Annotated in this window: 19 protein-coding genes; 3 read left to right on the plus strand and 16 right to left on the minus strand. The window is 60.9% G+C overall.

Annotated elements, in window-relative coordinates; translation table 11 throughout:
* Window positions 1-26: 26 nt before the first annotated feature.
* Together FBY03_RS01635 and erdR are read right to left on the minus strand one after the other, a co-directional pair.
* On the minus strand, window positions 27-392 hold the full coding sequence (locus FBY03_RS01635; RefSeq protein WP_147170447.1) for a diacylglycerol kinase: 366 nt from the start codon (window positions 390-392) through the stop codon (window positions 27-29).
* A 70-nt stretch (window positions 393-462) separates the two neighbouring features.
* Complete coding sequence (erdR, locus tag FBY03_RS01640) at window positions 463-1,113, minus strand: response regulator transcription factor ErdR (RefSeq protein ID WP_147170448.1); 651 nt, start codon at window positions 1,111-1,113, stop codon at window positions 463-465.
* Between the two features lie 217 nt (window positions 1,114-1,330).
* On the opposite strand from erdR, the gene FBY03_RS01645 reads away from it, so the two are divergent.
* On the plus strand, window positions 1,331-2,254 hold the full coding sequence (locus tag FBY03_RS01645; protein ID WP_147170449.1) for a DMT family transporter: 924 nt from the start codon (window positions 1,331-1,333) through the stop codon (window positions 2,252-2,254).
* Here FBY03_RS01645 and FBY03_RS01650 read toward each other — a convergent pair.
* Window positions 2,249-2,959 (minus strand): tRNA-uridine aminocarboxypropyltransferase, encoded by a 711-nt coding sequence (locus FBY03_RS01650; protein WP_147170450.1) that lies wholly within the window; start codon window positions 2,957-2,959, stop codon window positions 2,249-2,251. The two genes, FBY03_RS01645 and FBY03_RS01650, sit on opposite strands and share 6 nt — an antisense overlap.
* 200 nt (window positions 2,960-3,159) lie before the next feature.
* Here FBY03_RS01650 and FBY03_RS01655 point away from each other — a divergent pair, with 200 nt between their 5' ends.
* The gene (locus tag FBY03_RS01655; RefSeq protein WP_147170451.1) at window positions 3,160-3,561 is read left to right on the plus strand and encodes a quorum-sensing-regulated virulence factor family protein; all 402 of its coding nucleotides are present in this window, start codon (window positions 3,160-3,162) and stop codon (window positions 3,559-3,561) included.
* A 26-nt stretch (window positions 3,562-3,587) separates the two neighbouring features.
* Here FBY03_RS01655 and FBY03_RS01660 read toward each other — a convergent pair whose 3' ends face one another.
* Together FBY03_RS01660 and FBY03_RS01665 are read right to left on the minus strand one after the other, a co-directional pair.
* Complete coding sequence (locus tag FBY03_RS01660; protein WP_147170452.1) at window positions 3,588-3,782, minus strand: hypothetical protein; 195 nt, start codon at window positions 3,780-3,782, stop codon at window positions 3,588-3,590.
* A 73-nt stretch (window positions 3,783-3,855) separates the two neighbouring features.
* Entirely contained in the window at window positions 3,856-4,386 is a 531-nt protein-coding gene (locus FBY03_RS01665; protein WP_147170453.1) for a hypothetical protein, read from the minus strand.
* 265 nt (window positions 4,387-4,651) lie between these two features.
* Between FBY03_RS01665 and FBY03_RS01670 the strand changes: the two genes are divergently transcribed.
* Window positions 4,652-5,722: an LOG family protein gene (locus tag FBY03_RS01670; protein ID WP_147170454.1), complete on the plus strand. Its 1,071-nt coding sequence runs from the start codon at window positions 4,652-4,654 to the stop codon at window positions 5,720-5,722.
* A 72-nt stretch (window positions 5,723-5,794) separates the two neighbouring features.
* On the opposite strand, the gene recX is transcribed toward FBY03_RS01670, so the two are convergent.
* From recX to FBY03_RS01725, 11 genes are all read right to left on the minus strand, one after another.
* The gene (gene recX, locus FBY03_RS01675; protein WP_147170455.1) at window positions 5,795-6,259 is read right to left on the minus strand and encodes a recombination regulator RecX; all 465 of its coding nucleotides are present in this window, start codon (window positions 6,257-6,259) and stop codon (window positions 5,795-5,797) included.
* A gap of 11 nt (window positions 6,260-6,270) precedes the next feature.
* Window positions 6,271-7,314 (minus strand): recombinase RecA, encoded by a 1,044-nt coding sequence (gene recA, locus FBY03_RS01680; protein ID WP_147170456.1) that lies wholly within the window; start codon window positions 7,312-7,314, stop codon window positions 6,271-6,273.
* An 86-nt stretch (window positions 7,315-7,400) separates the two neighbouring features.
* On the minus strand, window positions 7,401-7,913 hold the full coding sequence (locus tag FBY03_RS01685; protein WP_147170457.1) for a CinA family protein: 513 nt from the start codon (window positions 7,911-7,913) through the stop codon (window positions 7,401-7,403).
* A 235-nt stretch (window positions 7,914-8,148) separates the two neighbouring features.
* A complete protein-coding gene (locus FBY03_RS01690) occupies window positions 8,149-8,400 on the minus strand; it encodes a hypothetical protein (RefSeq protein WP_147170458.1) in 252 nt (83 codons plus the stop codon).
* A 176-nt stretch (window positions 8,401-8,576) separates the two neighbouring features.
* On the minus strand, window positions 8,577-9,047 hold the full coding sequence (locus tag FBY03_RS01695; RefSeq protein WP_147170459.1) for a DUF411 domain-containing protein: 471 nt from the start codon (window positions 9,045-9,047) through the stop codon (window positions 8,577-8,579).
* A complete protein-coding gene (locus FBY03_RS01700) occupies window positions 9,037-9,867 on the minus strand; it encodes a cytochrome c (protein ID WP_147170460.1) in 831 nt (276 codons plus the stop codon). The genes FBY03_RS01695 and FBY03_RS01700 overlap by 11 nt, the downstream gene beginning before the upstream one ends.
* A gap of 9 nt (window positions 9,868-9,876) precedes the next feature.
* Entirely contained in the window at window positions 9,877-10,986 is a 1,110-nt protein-coding gene (locus tag FBY03_RS01705) for a copper resistance protein B (protein WP_147170461.1), read from the minus strand.
* Window positions 10,976-11,278: a hypothetical protein gene (locus FBY03_RS01710; RefSeq protein ID WP_147170462.1), complete on the minus strand. Its 303-nt coding sequence runs from the start codon at window positions 11,276-11,278 to the stop codon at window positions 10,976-10,978. The genes FBY03_RS01705 and FBY03_RS01710 overlap by 11 nt, the downstream gene beginning before the upstream one ends.
* Before the next feature lie 27 nt (window positions 11,279-11,305).
* Complete coding sequence (locus FBY03_RS01715) at window positions 11,306-13,180, minus strand: copper resistance system multicopper oxidase (protein WP_147170463.1); 1,875 nt, start codon at window positions 13,178-13,180, stop codon at window positions 11,306-11,308.
* Between the two features lie 211 nt (window positions 13,181-13,391).
* Window positions 13,392-13,598, minus strand: coding sequence for a co-regulatory protein PtrA N-terminal domain-containing protein (locus tag FBY03_RS01720; protein WP_147170464.1), 207 nt, complete (start codon window positions 13,596-13,598; stop codon window positions 13,392-13,394).
* Window positions 13,599-14,113: 515 nt separating this feature from the next.
* Window positions 14,114-14,314 carry a heavy-metal-associated domain-containing protein gene (locus tag FBY03_RS01725; protein WP_147170465.1) on the minus strand — a complete coding sequence of 67 codons (201 nt, stop codon included), beginning with the start codon at window positions 14,312-14,314 and terminating at the stop codon, window positions 14,114-14,116.
* Window positions 14,315-14,462 lie beyond the last annotated feature (148 nt).

Here is a 14,462-nt window from a genome sequence, read left to right on the forward strand (position 1 = left end):
CCCCCGTTCGCGGCTGACCGCCCGGTTCAGCCCAGTAGAATCACCGCCCAAACACTGGCGATGAGCGCCAGGGCGACGAATTGCGCGGCGCTGCCCATGTCCTTGGCTTTCTTCGACAAGGGGTGCAGGTCCAGCGAAACTCGGTCAATCGCCGCTTCAACCGCCGAATTGAGCAACTCGACGATCAGCGCCAGCAGGCAGACCCCAACCATCAACGCACGCTCGCCTCGGCTGACCTCGAAGTAGAACGCCAGCGGAATCAGCAGCAGGTTGAGCAGCAACAACTGCCGAAATGCGGCTTCACCGACAAAGGCCGCGCTCAGCCCGTCCAGCGAATAGCCCGCAGCATTGAGGATACGTCTCAGGCCGGTCTGGCCCTTGAATGGCGACATAGGATGCTGTCCACGATAATAAAAGCCCGGCAGGCTACGCCAACCCCAGGCAAAAGTCCGGGGAAATCTGTTAGTTGGCCGGGATCGATTCCATCTGCTGCAACAACAATGCGGCCTGGGTTCGCGTACGCACACCGAGCTTGCGGAATATCGCCGTGACATGCGCCTTGACCGTCGCCTCGGAAACACTCAGCTCGTAAGCGATCTGCTTGTTCAGCAAGCCCTCGCAGACCATGGTCAGCACGCGAAACTGCTGCGGCGTCAAACTGGCCAGCCCTGCACTTGCAGCTTTGGCCTCGGCGGAAACGCCGGCCGCTTGTTCGGACTGCTGAGGCCACCAGGCATCACCGTCGAGCACCTGGCGCACCGCTTGCTGGATGGTTTCCAGCGAACTCGATTTGGGGATAAAGCCGCTCGCCCCGAACTCGCGGGAGCGTGCCACCACTGCGGCATCTTCCTGCGCCGAGATCATCACCACGGGAATTTGTGGGAATTGCCCACGCAACAGGACCAACCCGGAGAAACCATGGGCGCCGGGCATGTTGAGGTCGAGCAACACCAGATCCCAATCCGCTTTCTGCGCCAGGCAGGCTTCCAGCTCGGCGATGCTGGCCGCCTCCACCAGGCGTACGTCTTGGCCCAAACCCAAGGTCAGCGCCTGCTGCAGTGCACTGCGAAACAGCGGGTGATCGTCGGCAATCAGGATTTCATAAACAGCCATTGGCAGATCCTGTTCTTGTTATATGAATACCGGTTGGCGGTATTTCCCGAGGCAGTGCCGAAAAGCACTTGATACTGCCATCCAGTTGCGCGGCAAGTACTACAGCCCGCAAGCGGAAATGCGCCGGAGGCGGCGCCCAGCATGCCGAGCGATGACGGGGTGGTCAAGCGCGATGCTTTGCGGCACAGTCAGCGCTTTTGTTCAGCGAGAACCTGTAATGCGGAACCAAGCCTTGCGCGCCGACCTGTTGATGCTACTGACCGCAATGATCTGGGGCTCGGCGTTTGTCGCGCAACGGCTGGGCATGGACTCGATTGGCCCCTTCCTCTACAGCGGCATACGCTTCGCGCTCGCTGCCTTGATTCTCCTGCCCCTGCTGCCATTGCTGCAATACCGCTCGCGCGGCACGCCGCAGCCCCCGCTAAACCGGCACTTGCTCGTAGGTGGCAGCCTGATGGGCTTGGCGCTAGCGCTGGGGATCAACCTGCAACAGGCGGGCTTGTTGTTCACCAGCGTGACCAACTCAGGCTTCATCACCGGTTTGTACGTGATCATCGTGCCATTGCTCGGCCTGTTCATCGGCCAGAAAACCGGCCTGGGCATCTGGCTGGGCGCCTCGCTGGCCGTGACCGGGATGTTCTTGCTGAGTGTCGGCGAAGGCTTTCAGGTCGCCTCCGGCGATTGGCTGCAGCTGGCCGGGGCATTCGTCTGGGGCGTGCATGTATTGTTGGTGAGCTTCTTCGCCGGGCGACATGATCCACTGCGCCTGGCCGTGGTGCAGTTCGCCGTGTGTGGGCTGATCAGCCTGCTGCTGGCACTAGTCTTCGAAGAGATTCGTCTCGACGCGATCATCGCCGCCGGTCCGGCGATTCTCTATGGCGGGGTGTTCGGCGTGGCGATCGGCTTCACCTTGCAGGTGGTGGCGCAAAAACACGCGATCGCCTCCCACGCCGCGATCATCCTCTCGCTGGAAGCGGTGTTTGCCGCGGTTGCCGGGGCCTTGCTGCTGGGCGAGTCACTGGAACTGCGTGGCTATTTCGGCTGCGCACTGATGCTCGGCGGCATGCTGCTGGCGCAGTTGTGGCCGAAGAAGTTACCGCCACAGGCGCAAGCTCAACTGCAACCGCAGCAAACCTTATAAGAACACCCCCAGCCGCTGATGCAGCGTATCGCTCAGGTCTACCGCGCGCGGCGCCTTAGCCGCCAGATAATGCTGACTGAAGACATCCAGATAGGCATCCAGCGCCTCAGCGGCGCTTAGATCGCCCGCCAGCTCCAGACACAGCGCGGCCACCTCGGCGGTACACAGGTGATCATCGCGCTTGGAACGCCGCAACCGATAGCGCGACAGCTGTTCCGGCTGCAGGCTCAGCACCGGCAAGCTGTCGAGGTAGGGGCTTTTGCGAAACATCTTGCGCGCCTCGGTCCAGGTCGCATCGAGCAAGACGAACAAAGGCCGCTTGCCAGCCTTCAGCTCGACCGTACTGACCACCCGTTCAGGCGCCGCATATTCGCCAGGAAACACCAGATAGGGTTGCCATTGCGGATCACTCAATAGCGCCGGCAAGGCCGGGTCGACCAGCGTGCGCAACCAGCCGAATGCCGAGGTATCGGCCAGCACGTCGGCAATCAGCCAGCCGGTATTGCTCGGTTTAAGCACCTCGATATCGTGCATCAACAGGCACACCGCCGATTGTGCCGCGACCCGCGGGCGCCAGGCGCACAGACAATGACTCAGGGCCAGCCGACAGGCGTGGCAACGCACCGCCTTGGAACCACGGGCGAGGAAGGGTTTTTCACTGCGTGCCAGACGCGCAGCACGTAAACGGGCGACGGCGTGGCTCATAGAGACAGCGCCACGAGGTAGGTAGGGGACGGCATACTTGATCCAGAGTCGACAATCGCGGCAGTCTAACAAAGTGCTTCCCGCCATAGCGCCACATGCGACTGACAGTACAAAGATCCAATGACCCAGTAAGATTGTCGCCTGCTGAACCTCTATGGGCACCCGCCTGTCGAAGGTTCGAACCGTTCCTGGAGAACCCCATGCTGCGCCTCACTGCTCTACTTCTCGCCTTGAGCCTGCCCTGCCTCGCCCACGCCGAGTCGCTGAAAGACTTCGAGCTGACCAAGCTGCTCGAACAGGTCGCACGGCAAAGCAGCCAAGGCACGCCACGCGCGATCAACGCAGACATCCTCGATCAGGGCTACACAGTCGAAGGCAATGAACTGGTCAACCACCTCAGCGTGCGTGCCGGCCATGCCGCACAGATGCGTGGCAACCCGGACACGGTACGCGCCCAACTCGCCAACAGCGTGTGCCGTAATGCCGGTTATCGCCAGCTGCTCGCCCAAGGTGCGGTACTGCGTTACGAGTTCAGCGAATACAAGAGCAATCGCCCGGTGAGCACAGAGCGCTTCAGCAGGAACGATTGCGGGCAACCGTAATAGGCGGGCCTCGCCGACAACAACAGTTAGCCCTTCTGGGTCCGCTGCTGCTCGTCGTCCGTGTCCAGCTCTGCGAGCAACGCCTCCAGATAGCGGGATCGGCGTCCCCCTCCGTCCAGACGCCGCAAGCATTCGTCCTGCAAGCTGAGACCGTTAGTCCGAGCCGTCTGCAACAGCAGACGGTAGAGGTCGATGTCGACCTCGATATTCAACACAGGCATGTCCGTCCCTCCATGACCCGCCAGCACGCTGCTGACGCCTCACTGTCCTTTCTTTAATGTCACCCATGTCCGCTCAATATTGGCACGCCGGATCGCCATGACCCGTGAGCGCTGCCCGCTCATGCTCGGCCAGCAGATCGCCCAAGGGCAGACTCAACAACTGAGCCGATGCTTCCAGCACGCTGGCCCAGTTGGCGCGATTAGCGAATAGCAATCCCGCTTCGTTCAGGGCGCCACCCTGATTACGATAGCCCAGTCCGCGATTGTTGCGCGCCTCCCCAAGAATCGGCCAAAGGTGTCCTGTGTCACTTCCGCACGCACATGAGTGAGCAATACACGGCGTTTGCACTGCTCGGGAAGCAGCACATTGCGCACGGCTGCCTCGGCCGCTCGCGTCTGCTTCACAACGATCGCGCGGTGCGCGAAAGCGGCCCGGCTCTTGTAGATAAATCAGGCGCCAGGCACAGCCTGCAACGCTCAGTCTAACTGCCGCACGGCGCATTCCCGCCAACTGGTAACCGCCTATCGCAAACAGCAGCAGCGCCTCATCGGCTGTCACTTGCTCATTCAGCACAATGGCACCGTCACGCGCCAGCACGAACAAATTGGCATACCAGATGGCACTGCAACAGGCACTGCACGAGCGGCTCAACGGGATCGTCACTATCCCCGAACAAAGCGAACAAATCGCCATCTGAACCGGACGGCTCTGTTGTACCTATTAATCGGTTCACCAAAGTCGGCTGAAAGACCGCGGGCTTGTTCGGCGTTTTCCTCACAAACTTTCACGGCCCAGCCATACTTTGAAAAGAGCTGGGCTTTTCAGGGAGTTGAAAAGATCCGGCCGGCATCCAGAAAGGAGAAGTTGAATGCCTTACGAACCGGACGATTACCTATCCCGTCACTTCCAAACCACCGGCATCGACCTGACCCATAAAGTCGATGAGCTGGTTAATTTGGTCGCCCCCACCGGCAGCCCGAACCTGAAACTCTATCGCGACATGCTGACCACGGTGATGCGCATGGCTCAGGCCGACCGCAACCGCTGGGACGCCAAGATCATGCTGCAAACCCTGCGCGAGATGGAACTCGCGTTCAGCACTTTGGAGAAGTTCAAACGCCGGCGCAAAGTCACCGTATTTGGCTCGGCGCGGACACCCACCGATCACCCTCTTTATGCCCTGGCCCGCGAACTGGGCGCCACCCTGGCGCGCCATGACCTGATGGTCGTTACCGGCGCCGGCGGCGGCATCATGGCCGCCGCCCATGAAGGTGCTGGCCGGGAAGACAGCCTGGGCTTCAACATCGCCCTGCCCTTCGAGCAGGGCGCCAACGCCACCGTCGAAGGTAGCGGCAACCTGTTGTCATTCCATTTCTTCTTCCTGCGCAAACTGTTCTTCGTCAAAGAAGCCGATGCGCTGGTGCTCTGCCCTGGCGGTTTTGGCACATTGGATGAGGCACTGGAAGTGCTGACGCTGATTCAAACGGGCAAGAGCCCGCTGGTACCCGTGGTACTGCTCGACCAGCCGGGAGGTAGTTTCTGGAAGGATGCAATTGGGTTTATCGAAAAACAGCTGCAAGGCAACGGTTACATCCTGGCGAGCGACATGAACCTGATGCGACTGGTGCACAGCGCCGAAGAGGCGGCCGAGGAAATTGCCCAGTTCTATCGTAACTATCACTCCACCCGCCTGCTCAAGGATCGCTTCGTGATCCGCCTGAACCATGCGCTAAACGATACCGCCATGCAGTTGTTGAACAGTGAGTTCGCCGAGCTGTGCCTGAATGGTGGATTCCGCCAGCAGCCACCTGCCGAGGCCGAACAGGACGAGCCCGAGTTACGCCACCTGACTCGCCTGGCGTTCGCCTTTAATGGCCGCGACCATGGGCGCTTGCGTGAATTGCTCAATACGGTCAACCAACCCCAGCACTGGGCTTAGTCCAGCGGGTTCAATCCGCCAGTCGAGCGTACAGCCCATGCGCGGCGCGGTTAGCTTAAGAGGGCAACCTCTTTAATCCTCAAGCGCGCCGCGCAACAGGCGGCCTATAAGCTCCACTGGATAGCCACGATAACTGAGAAAGCGCCCCTGCTGCGCCCGCTCGCGGGCGTCGCCAGGCAACTGACCGGCGAACTTGCGTCGCCAGGTACTTTCCAGTTGCTCGCGCCAGTCGATCCCACTGTCGCGCAACGCCTGCTCGATATCCTCACGCGCCAAACCCCGCTGCGTCAGCTCTTCGCGGATCCGCAGCGGCCCGTAACCGGCACGCGCGCGGTAACTGACGAAACTCTCCAGATAACGCGCCTCAGACAACAAGCCCTCTTCCGCCAGGCGGTCGAGGGCTGTGTTTATCAGGTCGAGGGGAGCGCCACGTTTGCGCAGCTTGCGCGTTAGCTCGACGCGTCCGTGTTCACGGCGCGCCAGTAGGTCCATGGCCGCCCGCCGCACTGCGACGGGATTATCGAGGACGATGGACATACTCGGCTAAATCAGGCGTCGGCTTCTGCGGCAACCAGATCGGCGGCGGCAGCTTTAGTCGGCGTGGCGGGAGCCAGCAACTTCTCGCGAATCAGGCCTTCGATGGTACGGGCCACCTCTGGATTATCTTCCAGGTACTTGGCCGAGTTGGCCTTGCCCTGACCGATCTTGTTGCCTTGGTAGCTGTACCAGGCACCGGATTTCTCCAGCAGACCCTGTTGCACGCCCAGATCGATGATCTCGCCGTTGCGGTAGATGCCCTTACCGTAAAGGATCTGGAATTCGGCCTGACGGAACGGTGGCGCGACCTTGTTTTTAACCACCTTGACCCGGGTTTCGCTGCCGACCACTTCGTCGCCCTCCTTCACCGCGCCGGTGCGGCGGATATCCAGACGCACCGAGGCGTAGAACTTCAGGGCGTTACCGCCAGTCGTGGTTTCCGGGCTGCCGAACATCACCCCGATCTTCATACGGATCTGGTTGATGAAGATCACCAGGCAATTGGCGTTCTTGATGTTGCCGGTGATCTTGCGCAGCGCCTGGGACATCAAACGGGCTTGCAGGCCCACGTGCATGTCGCCCATCTCGCCTTCGATTTCCGCCTTCGGCACCAGCGCCGCTACGGAGTCGATGACGATCACGTCGACGGCGTTGGAGCGCACCAGCATGTCGGTGATTTCCAGGGCTTGCTCGCCGGTATCCGGCTGAGACACCAACAGATCATCGACATTGACGCCCAGTTTTCCGGCATATTCGGGGTCAAGCGCGTGCTCGGCATCGACGAAGGCGCAGGTAGCACCCAGTTTCTGCGCCTCGGCAATCACCGACAGGGTCAGCGTGGTTTTACCGGAGGACTCCGGGCCGTAGATTTCGACTATCCGACCTTTCGGCAGACCGCCAATGCCCAGCGCGATATCCAGACCCAGCGAACCGGTGGAAATGGCCGGAATCGCCTGGCGATCGTGATCGCCCATGCGCATCACCGCGCCCTTGCCGAATTGCTTTTCGATCTGGCCCAGGGCTGCCGCCAAGGCGCGCTTCTTATTCTCGTCCATTGAAGTCCTCACGTGATCAAGAGGGCCTGACGGCCACCAACAACTGTATAAGTAGACAGTATTATTCCATAGGGCAAGTCGCCCGCCTACCCCAGTATTGGATTTTCTTCTGTAGCAAGCCGCAGCAGCCCCTCTAGTGCGGCCTCAACCGTTTGTCGGCGAACCTCGGCGCGGTCACCGGTAAACTGCCGGCGCACGCTGTATACCCTTTCCGCATCGCCCCAGGCCAGCCATACGGTGCCCACCGGTTTGTCTGGCGAGCCGCCATCCGGGCCCGCGACGCCACTGACCGCTACCGCGTAGCGTGCGCCGCTGTTGGCCTGGGCGCCACGCACCATGGCTTCGACCACCTCACGGCTGACCGCCCCCACGGAGGTAAACAGCTGCTCGGGCACCGCCAGCTGTTTACTCTTCTGCGCATTGGAATAGGTGATGTAACCGGCCTCGAACCAGGTGGAACTGCCGGGAACCCGGGTAATGGCCTCGGCAATCCCGCCACCGGTGCAGGACTCGGCGGCAGTTACTTGAACCTTGGCGGCAGCCAGGCGCCTACCCAGCTCTGTCGCCAGCCGAGTCAAACGTCGATCGTTTTCGGTCATTTGAACTCCAGGGGTGAACGCGGGTTAGAGAAAAACCCTAGACCAAGTATTTGGCTGGCTCAGGCTAATTGTGACTCAGCGCGCCAGCACAAGCTCGTCATGGTGCCGTCTCGAGCATCCCAGGCCGCCGCTGAATGGTCGGAGGCACCGAGGCGCTCGAGTCCTAGCAAACTACAGCGGAAGTGGCACACGATGGCAATCTTTACTGCACATGCTGGCGGCTAACCGCCTCGCCTCACCGGTTAGCGAGCAACCGTCTGACCTCGCGCTGAACCATGCTGGCGTATTCAGGTGGCGACATGTTCCCAAGCTGGCTTCGCAGCCACTCCTCCCACTTGCCTTTGCGCTTGGCCTTCTCGCCAACCAAACGCGCCGCATCGACCTTGGCACGATGCAAGTTCTGCTGCCACAGCTGGAAAAGTCGCGACTTCTCGTCCTCACCGGCATTGCGTACTTCGGCGGATTGGTTGGCCAAGTTAAAGCTCATCGAGCGCTCCAGTTCGTAAAAAAGGGCGCGCATTCTACGCATTTTATCCGGGCCCGCCAGGGCAACGATGCCACCAGCAATCGCTTAGTCGACGTCAAAGGCAGAGTTGCAGAGACGCGAGGAGAAGGCTCGATCAGCCTGGCCGGATGATCGAGCATCAGCTGACAAACTAATGGTCAGTTTACCGGATACTCCGCGACCACTTGATCGCTACCGGTCTTGCTCAAGCCGATGACCTGATAGGCCTGCTGCTGCCCACCGACCTCCATGCCGGGAGAACCTGTCGGCATACCCGGTACAGCGATCCCAAGCAGGTCGGAGCGTTTGCTCAACGCCACGATCTGAGCCGCAGGAACGTGCCCTTCGACGAATTTCCCATCGATCACGGCGGTGTGGCAGGCGGCTAAGCGCGGAGCAACGCCGAGGCGCTGCTTGACTGCCGTCATGTTCGACTCGACATGATCGATGACCTTGAAGCCATTGGCCTCGAGGTGCGCGACCCATTGCTTGCAGCAGCCGCAGTTGGCGTCGCGGTGCACATCGATGGTCAGGGGATCAGCCGCTTGCGCCGCAGAGCCGCTGAACAATGCCGCCAGTGCGGCGACACGCAGTAATCGCCCCCGGTGAAAGCGTCTTTTAGTCGGCATGCATGTGCTCCTTGCCATCGGCATGGGTGTGGGAACTGTCAGCCAGTTTGGACTTGGGCGCAGGCTTGTCAGCGGCTTGCTTGGCGCCATGGTGACTCATGTCAGCCTTTTCGCCGGCATGGTGATCTTCGTTGGCTGCGTCATGCTGGCTTGCCCCAGCCGCCTCGCCGGCGTGATGATCTTCGACGGCCGCGTCATGCTGACTGGCGCCAGCCATCTCAGCGGCATGCTGGTCTTCGCCTGCCGCTTCTGCGCCGCCGTGCTGGCCTTCATGGTTGTGCATGATGGTCTCGCCACCGCCATGCTGGTGACCGCTGCTGGCGGCGACCAGCGTTTGATACTGCTGCGCATCGAGCGTCGGCAACTGCTGCAGGAAGGCGACCATTCCCCAAATATACGGATCACCCATGCTCTTGCCCCACGCGGGCATGCCAGTGGCCTTGATGCCATGCTTGATGGTCCAGAAGGCCGCCGCCGGGTTGCCATCGACGCCCAGCCTGGTCAAGTTCGGCGGTGCGGGGTAGAGACTCTGGCTCAACTCGGTTTCGGCTGTGCCAGGGGCCAGGTGACAGCCGATGCACATCGAGTTGTAGTTACCGGCCCCGGCACGAATCAGCGTCTCATCCTGCAGATCAGGCACCTGGATATCCCGGGAGCGCACCTCGATGGAGCGATCACGGGCCATACTCAAGAAGGCATACACGGCCGGCAGATGGGGATCGTCGGCACCGACGTTAACCAGACCATAGTAGGCACCGGCGGTGACCGCGACGCTGGCGACAACACTGGCTGCAAGCAAGGTTTTAATGGTTCTTTTCATGTCAGGCTCTCAAAACCACAGCCGAATACCGGCGACCAAGCGTGCCTCGCTGACATCGCCGCCTTCATCGCGCAGCAGGTCGGCGGTATTGCCGTAGGCGCGATTCCAGGTCACCCCGATATAGGGCGCGAACTCGCGGCGGATTTCATAACGCAAGCGCAGGCCCACCTCCGTATTTGCCAGCCCGGAGCCAATACCGCGCTCAGGGTCGCTCTTGCCATAGAAGTTCACTTCAGCAGTGGGCTGCAGGATCAGGCGGTTGGTCAGCAGGATGTCGTAATCGCCTTCCAAACGTGCGGCAGTCTGGCCGTTCTCGCCGATGAAGGCCGTGGCTTCAGCTTCGAAGGCATAGAGCGCCATGCCCTGGATACCGAAGGCCGCCCAGGTCTGTGGCGAGCTGGGTTTGAAGTCTTGGCGCACCCCGCCGACCACGTCCCACCAGGGACCGATGGAGTGGCCCCAGAGCGCCTGGATTTCGGCATCTTCGGTCACGCCATTGGTCCGCTCACCTTCGGAGCGCAACCACAAACGGTCGATATCGCCGCCGATCCAACCTGAGGCGTCCCAACTGAGCACGCTGCCTTCATCGGCAGCCTGATACTCCAGCTGGTCGAACAGGAAGAACGAATTAATCGCGTCGTCATGCACGGCATGACCATCCAGCGGCGGGAATGCAGCTTCACGATCGGCATCGGTGAGCACGGGAATCGGCGTGCGACTGGTGGTGCGCGGGGAGTCCTGTGCATCGCCCTGGTCCATCTTGCTGTGATCCATGGAGCTGTGATCCATGGCGCCGTGGTCCATCGAGCTCATTGAGCCCTGGTCCATCTGCGCATGGTTCATTTTGCTGTGATCCATCGCGCCCATTGGGCCGGACTGCGTGGACTGCATGGCGCCATGCCCCATTGCCGCATGATCCATCGGGGCGTCGCCGCCGTACTGTTTGGCCGAGGGCTTTTTAGGCGTTGATGCAGGTTGTGCCTCGACCGTCGCCGCCGCGGCCGCAGATGAGTGCATCGAGTGATCCATAGGCTCGGCAGCGCTGGCCATGCCGGCCGTCACGGTGCCGAGCGAGACCGCCAGGGCAATCAGGCTCGGGCGAGAAAACCTACTGGTCATGATGGTTATCCGCCGCAGCCGGGTTGGCGCTGTGCCCATGCTGCTTGGTGTCATGCGCCATCTTGCTGTGATCCATCGAGGCATCCGCCATGGAACCCTTGGTCATGGCGGCGTGATCCATTTTCTGGGCGTCAGCGGCATGGCCCATGTGCTGGGTGGTGGCCTTGTCCGCAGCAGGCGCTGCGAGGTGTGCATGCTCGGCATGATCGCCGGCTGCAAGCGCGCCGGACAGCTGTGCAAGGCTCAGCCAGCCGAGCACCAAGGCGCTAGCGACCAGCGCTTTACGATTCATAAATGTGCTCATCATCGGTCTTCCTAATTACTCATCCACACGGACTTCACGGAACATGCCCATTTCCATGTGCAACAGCAGGTGACAGTGGTAGGCCCAACGACCTAGCGCGTCTGCAGTGACCCGGTAGCTGCGCTTGGAGCCTGGCGGCATGTCGATGGTGTGCTTGCGCACCATGAAATTGCCGTTCTCGTCTTCCAGGTCGCTCCACATGCCATGCAGGTGAATGGGGTGAGTCATCATGGTGTCGTTGACCAGGGTGATGCGCAGACGCTCGCCGTACTTGAGCCGCACAGGCTCCGAGCTGGAGAACTCGATGCCGTCGAACGACCAGGAGAATTTCTCCATGTGACCGGTCAGGTGCAGCTCGAGGGTACGGCCAGGCTCGCGTCCGTCCGGATCGGCGAAGGTGCTCTTGAGGTCGGCATAGGTCAGCACCCGACGACCGTTGTCGCGCAAGCCCATGCCCGGATCATTCAATTTATGGGTTGGCATCATGGTCTGCATGTCGACCAGCGGGTTGTTGGTCTCGGACGCCGGGTGCGATTGCATCTGGCCGCTCATGCCAGCCATACCGGCCATCTTGCTGTGATCCATGCCGGCCATGTCGCCCATACCGGCCATCTTGCTGTGATCCATGCCGGCCATGCTGCCCATACCGGCCATCTTGCTGTGATCCATGGCGGCCATGTCGCCCATACCGGCCATCTTGCTGTGGTCCATGCCGGCCATGTCGCCCATGCCAGCCATCTTGCTGTGATCCATGCCACCCATGCTGCCGTGGTCCATACCCATGTCGCCCATGCCGATCAACGGGCGTGGATCGAGTTCAGGCACAGGCGCGCTCAGCCCTTCACGCACGGCCAGAGTGCCGCGGGCATAGCCGGTGCGGTCCATGGACTGGGCGAAAATGGTGTAAGCCTCGGCACTGGACGTTTCAACGATCACGTCATAGGTTTCCGCCACGGCAATGCGCAACTCATCGACGCTGACCGGCTTGACGTGCTGGCCATCGGCGGCCACCACGGTCATTTTCAAGCCTGGGATGCGCACATCGAAGTAGCTCATGGCCGAGCCGTTGATGAAGCGCAGACGGAGCTTCTCGCCCGGTTTGAAGATACCGGTCCAGTTACCGTTGGGCGCCTGGCCGTTCATCAGGTAGGTGTAGGTGTAAGCGCTGACGTCGGCGAGATCGGTGGGACTCATCTTCATCTCCGCCCACATCTTGTGATCGGCCACGGCCGCGGACCAACCTTGCTGGCTGACGTCGTCGATGAAGTCACCGACTGTGCGCTTATGGAAGTTGTAGTAGTCCGACTGCTTCTTCAGCTTGGCCATGACCCGCGAGGGATCTTCATCGGTCCAGTCGCTCAGCATCACCACGTAGTCGCGATCGTACTGGAAAGGCTCCGGCTCTTTGGCGTCGATGACCAGCGGCCCGTAGACCCCGATCTGCTCCTGCAGCCCCGAGTGGCTGTGGTACCAGTAGGTACCGTTCTGCTGCACCTTGAACCTGTATTCGTACATGCCATCGGGCGCGATGCCATGGAAGCTCAGGCCGGGGACACCGTCCATGTTGGCCGGTAGGATGATGCCGTGCCAGTGGATCGAGGTGTCTTCACTCAGGCGATTGCGCACCCGCAGGGTGACAGTATCGCCCTCGCGCCAGCGCAGCAGAGGCCCCGGCAGACTGCCGTTGATGGTCATGGCGGTACGCGGCGAACCGGTGATGTTCACCGGGGTTTCGCCAATGAACAGTTCGAAATCGGTGCCGCTGAGCACGTTCGGCTGGCCTGGGCTGACGACTGCCCAGGCTGGGGCTCGCCACAGGCCTAGCCCTGCCAGTATGCCGCCGGCGGTCAGGCCCTTGACGAATGTTCGCCTCGAGGTTTTGGATTGCATGCCGTTTATGTCCAATCGATCAAAGGAAATCAGTGCTGAGTAGCCAGCGCGCAGACTTGCAGCTTAGGGAGCTCGCCCAGGAAGACTGCTCGGCCCCACGCCACCCAGCCACAGCTTGGTTCAATGCGCGCGGCCAGCGAGCCCAGAAACTGCCACAGTTAAACCGTCGGGGTGATTACATTTCTGTCAGCTTGGGCACGCCCTGCCAAGATCAGCAGCTGGCGTGGTCAGTCATCTTGGCCTGGCTTTTGACCGAGGGCGCCTCACGCTTCTGCGCCTGGGCAACTTGCTCGACTTGCGACGATACTTGCTGAGCTTGCTCGACGCGGGCAAGGGTTCGCTCGGCGCCCCCTTCGGCCAACGCCAAGGAGGAAAGGCTCAGGGCGGCGACTACGAAGAGCGTTTTCATGGATTTCATCTGGGTATCCTCAAGTGCGATTCGGTTAGCCCATCGACGCCACCTCTCACAGTGGTACTTAGGGCTGAGCTTCAGGCTCGCAGTGACCTTAACTGGCAGACCCTGTCGGCAACCTGAGGCGAACATTACGGTTCAGTCAGTTCGATATGGTCTTCGTAAAAGGCCACCTGCGGTTGGGTAGCGCTTGGCTCAAGCGAGCGCCCGAATGCCTGGGCTTGGTTAATCCAGGCTCGGATAATGGAGCCCATCAACCCGGCAGTGCGATGCCTCATAGCGCCACCACCCCGAGCGCACACTGCAGCAGCGCGAACTCAACCGGCACAACTGGAGCAATACGACCGGGCCGCACCGATTTGAACGGCGCTAACAACACCGGCATGTTGCATCCTCTGCATGCGTCAGACTGCAAGCGCTCACGCACCTTGCTCACCCCCAGCCGCATTTCGGCGGCTAGAGAAGTTAAGAATTCTATGGGTTAGCTATGTGCCCAAACCGGGAGACCTACTGTCAGCGTGTTACCGGGCGATCTTGACGGGGTAGCCCAAGGCTTCGATCAAGGCGCCTATATGCTCCGGGCTTTCAGTGCTCTCAACCCTTACTTTGCCGCTAGGACGGTCGATCGATACGCTGGCCTCGGCATCGTCCGCCTTGATCGCACGGGTGATCTTACTGACACAACTTCCACACCCCATGCCTGACACTTCCAAGACGAACATACGGGTTCTCCTCAAGTTAAGCGGCCAGTTGAACCGCAGCTACAGCTTCAGCCTTGCCACGACAGCAAGGTCAAGAGCCGCTATAACCTCATTTCGTTGTCGACAACCCGCGGCAACCCTGAGCTCGGCGTTGCGCCCAGTGCGGCCA

Source organism: Pseudomonas sp. SJZ079 (genome assembly GCF_007993865.1).
In the GTDB taxonomy this organism is placed as follows: Bacteria; Pseudomonadota; Gammaproteobacteria; order Pseudomonadales; family Pseudomonadaceae; genus Aquipseudomonas.

What these genes read in the sequence shown, in the direction of transcription:
- FBY03_RS01635 (WP_147170447.1), bottom strand. Translation starts at nt 392, where the DNA reads ATGTCGCCATTCAAGGGCCAGACCGGCCTGAGACGTATCCTCAATGCT.
- erdR (WP_147170448.1), bottom strand. Translation starts at nt 1,113, where the DNA reads ATGGCTGTTTATGAAATCCTGATTGCCGACGATCACCCGCTGTTTCGC.
- FBY03_RS01645 (WP_147170449.1), top strand. Translation starts at nt 1,331, where the DNA reads ATGCGGAACCAAGCCTTGCGCGCCGACCTGTTGATGCTACTGACCGCA.
- FBY03_RS01650 (WP_147170450.1), bottom strand. Translation starts at nt 2,959, where the DNA reads ATGAGCCACGCCGTCGCCCGTTTACGTGCTGCGCGTCTGGCACGCAGT.
- FBY03_RS01655 (WP_147170451.1), top strand. Translation starts at nt 3,160, where the DNA reads ATGCTGCGCCTCACTGCTCTACTTCTCGCCTTGAGCCTGCCCTGCCTC.
- FBY03_RS01660 (WP_147170452.1), bottom strand. Translation starts at nt 3,782, where the DNA reads ATGCCTGTGTTGAATATCGAGGTCGACATCGACCTCTACCGTCTGCTG.
- FBY03_RS01670 (WP_147170454.1), top strand. Translation starts at nt 4,652, where the DNA reads ATGCCTTACGAACCGGACGATTACCTATCCCGTCACTTCCAAACCACC.
- recX (WP_147170455.1), bottom strand. Translation starts at nt 6,259, where the DNA reads ATGTCCATCGTCCTCGATAATCCCGTCGCAGTGCGGCGGGCGGCCATG.
- recA (WP_147170456.1), bottom strand. Translation starts at nt 7,314, where the DNA reads ATGGACGAGAATAAGAAGCGCGCCTTGGCGGCAGCCCTGGGCCAGATC.
- FBY03_RS01685 (WP_147170457.1), bottom strand. Translation starts at nt 7,913, where the DNA reads ATGACCGAAAACGATCGACGTTTGACTCGGCTGGCGACAGAGCTGGGT.
- FBY03_RS01690 (WP_147170458.1), bottom strand. Translation starts at nt 8,400, where the DNA reads ATGAGCTTTAACTTGGCCAACCAATCCGCCGAAGTACGCAATGCCGGT.
- FBY03_RS01695 (WP_147170459.1), bottom strand. Translation starts at nt 9,047, where the DNA reads ATGCCGACTAAAAGACGCTTTCACCGGGGGCGATTACTGCGTGTCGCC.
- FBY03_RS01700 (WP_147170460.1), bottom strand. Translation starts at nt 9,867, where the DNA reads ATGAAAAGAACCATTAAAACCTTGCTTGCAGCCAGTGTTGTCGCCAGC.
- FBY03_RS01705 (WP_147170461.1), bottom strand. Translation starts at nt 10,986, where the DNA reads ATGACCAGTAGGTTTTCTCGCCCGAGCCTGATTGCCCTGGCGGTCTCG.
- FBY03_RS01710 (WP_147170462.1), bottom strand. Translation starts at nt 11,278, where the DNA reads ATGAATCGTAAAGCGCTGGTCGCTAGCGCCTTGGTGCTCGGCTGGCTG.
- FBY03_RS01715 (WP_147170463.1), bottom strand. Translation starts at nt 13,180, where the DNA reads ATGCAATCCAAAACCTCGAGGCGAACATTCGTCAAGGGCCTGACCGCC.
- FBY03_RS01720 (WP_147170464.1), bottom strand. Translation starts at nt 13,598, where the DNA reads ATGAAATCCATGAAAACGCTCTTCGTAGTCGCCGCCCTGAGCCTTTCC.
- FBY03_RS01725 (WP_147170465.1), bottom strand. Translation starts at nt 14,314, where the DNA reads ATGTTCGTCTTGGAAGTGTCAGGCATGGGGTGTGGAAGTTGTGTCAGT.